We start from the raw sequence: 2,365 nt of genomic DNA, 5'->3' as shown, positions 1-2,365 counted from the left end.
AAGTAAAAACAGAAAGAGCAGACGAGTGTAGATTACTTTTTATTCTGCATAGCAGGAATGTAGATGTCGAAAAATTAAAATGGATTTATATAGATAGCCAATCCAATTTAGAGAACATATATTATACTTAAAAAATGGATTATTGATGATACAAGCATGAATGAACGATTAATCCGCTCCCAATGGCGAGACCAAATAAAAATATGCTGATTGTTGCATACTTTCATTTTGAATGCAACAATTTTACTTCTATGATCCCCTATTTATGTAGGTTCAAACATGTAATGATAGCCGCCTTAAGAATTCTACTCATAATAATATTATGTAAACAAAACTTGTTGATTGTTTCGTATTAATTACTTAACATGAGGATCTTAATCTATTCTCCCTCTTTCTATTCATATATATTTCTACTACATTACAAATAAGTGCCAAAAGAAAAATAAATGACCCTATTAAAAATGTTTGATTGAAACTACGGATAACCGCATGCTTATATTTCCACTTCACTTGTTCATAAAATTCATTTCCCTCTTTTGATTCTATTATTACCCGTTCCTGCTTATCAATTGTTTGAATTGCTTGCAATAGTTTCTCTTTTTCTAAATCTGTTTGATTACTTTTTTGAACCATTGTTATGACTTGTTGATTTATTTTTTCTTTTTCATTCGATAATTGATGATTTAAAATAACGACTAATATCGCTACGCCTACAATGCTGCCTACTGTTCTTGAAATATTGGATACGCTTGATGCAATACCTGATTTTTCAATTGGCACACTTAATACTGCAGTTGTTGTAAAAGGAGCAAGCGTACATCCTGCACCGAAACCTACAATCATAAGCCGCCAAACATAATCCCAAGTCGAAAAGTTTAACTCCATATGCCCGAATAAATACGAAGCAATTAAAAATGCAATAATACCTACACTGCCAATGACACTACTTCCACGTTTTGCAGCGATTGGTGTCATAATTGCCGTAACTATCATTGATACAATCGCTAGTGTACTAATAATCATTCCCGCCTTAAGTTCACTCATTCCTTCTACTTGAACTAAATAAAATGCAAAAATAAATAAAAAGTTCATCAACCCCATGCCCACAAAAAATAACGCAAGGTTTGAAAACGAAAACTCCTTATATGAAAATAAATGTAGGGGTAACACTGGATTTTTACTTTTCTTTTCAATAAAGATAAACAATATAAAACTTATAATAGAAATACTAAAGAGAAGACTTATGCTTAGCGGACTTAAAGTCGCTTTATTTACTTGTATCAAAGCGTATACAAGTAAAAATAATGCACATGATGAAGTAACCATACCTGCCCAATCTACTTTAGGACTTGCGGTATGATCATAAGATTCTTTAATAAAAAGAAAGACGAAGATTAAGGAAAGAATACCAACTGGTACATTGATGAAAAATACCCAGTTCCAACTTAATTTATCTGTTAAAACCCCTCCAATTGATGGACCAATCGCTGCAGCTAACCCGCCAAAAGCCCCCATAACTCCACCTATCATACCTTGTTTTTCTTTCGGTACAAGTTCAAGTCCAAGCGGCATCGCAACAGGCACAATTATGGCTGCTGAAATTCCTTGCAACACACGAAAGGTTACTAACATATAAAAAGATGATGCTATTCCGCACATGAATGAGCTAATAGAAAATCCTATTAAACCAATAACATACAGCTTCTTGCGGCCAAATTGATCCGCAAGACGAGCTGCTATTAATAAACAGGTCACAAAAGCAACATTATATCCATTTGCAATCCAAGAAATCGTATCAATTGAAGTATGAAATGTCTTTGTCATTTCTGGTAATGTAATATTTACAATATTTGAGTCTAAAATTGCCATGAAAAACCCTGTAACTAATGCAATTAACGCAAATATCTTCCCCATATTTTCCATCTCCTCTCTTTTAATTTTTGTTAAATGAAATCCCATTCATAAATAGATTTACGCATGTTTCTATATACTCTTCTAATTGAATATCTTCTTCCGTTATACTGACATTCATAATATATAAGAATAATTGTCCATAAAACATATTCGCTATTAAACGATAGTTACATGGAATAATGTGCCCCTTCTCCCCAAGTTGCTGTAAATATGTTTCTAAATGGTCAACTAAATGTGAATTTAATTCATGAAGTAATCGTCTCATTTCACTATTTTGTCGAGATTCTAATAATGCTGCCCAAATATAATTTAACTTCGGTAAGTTTACCTGGATATATGTTTCTGCAATTTTTGTAAGGTCCTTATTTAAATCGCCTGTAAACTGCTCTTCTATTTCCTCTAACAATGCAACTGGTGTCGTTCGCAAAATAATACTTTCTCGAAATAAATT

General features: G+C 32.5%; 2 protein-coding genes. Both read right to left on the bottom strand.

Annotation, left to right across the window (positions count from 1 at the left end; translation table 11 throughout):
• Window positions 1–360 precede the first annotated feature (360 nt).
• Window positions 361–1,914, bottom strand: coding sequence for an MFS transporter (locus V7183_RS25430; RefSeq protein WP_335361270.1), 1,554 nt, complete (start codon window positions 1,912–1,914; stop codon window positions 361–363).
• Between the two features lie 19 nt (window positions 1,915–1,933).
• A partial coding sequence (locus tag V7183_RS25425) for a TetR/AcrR family transcriptional regulator (RefSeq protein WP_335361269.1) occupies window positions 1,934–2,365 on the bottom strand: 432 nt, incomplete at its 5' end.

The sequence above is a fragment of the Bacillus sp. JJ1127 genome (assembly GCF_036965845.1).
Lineage (GTDB): Bacteria > Bacillota > Bacilli > Bacillales > Bacillaceae_G > Bacillus_A.
Note: the sequence above shows the minus strand (reverse complement) of the source record. Positions and strands in the feature narration are given on the sequence as shown.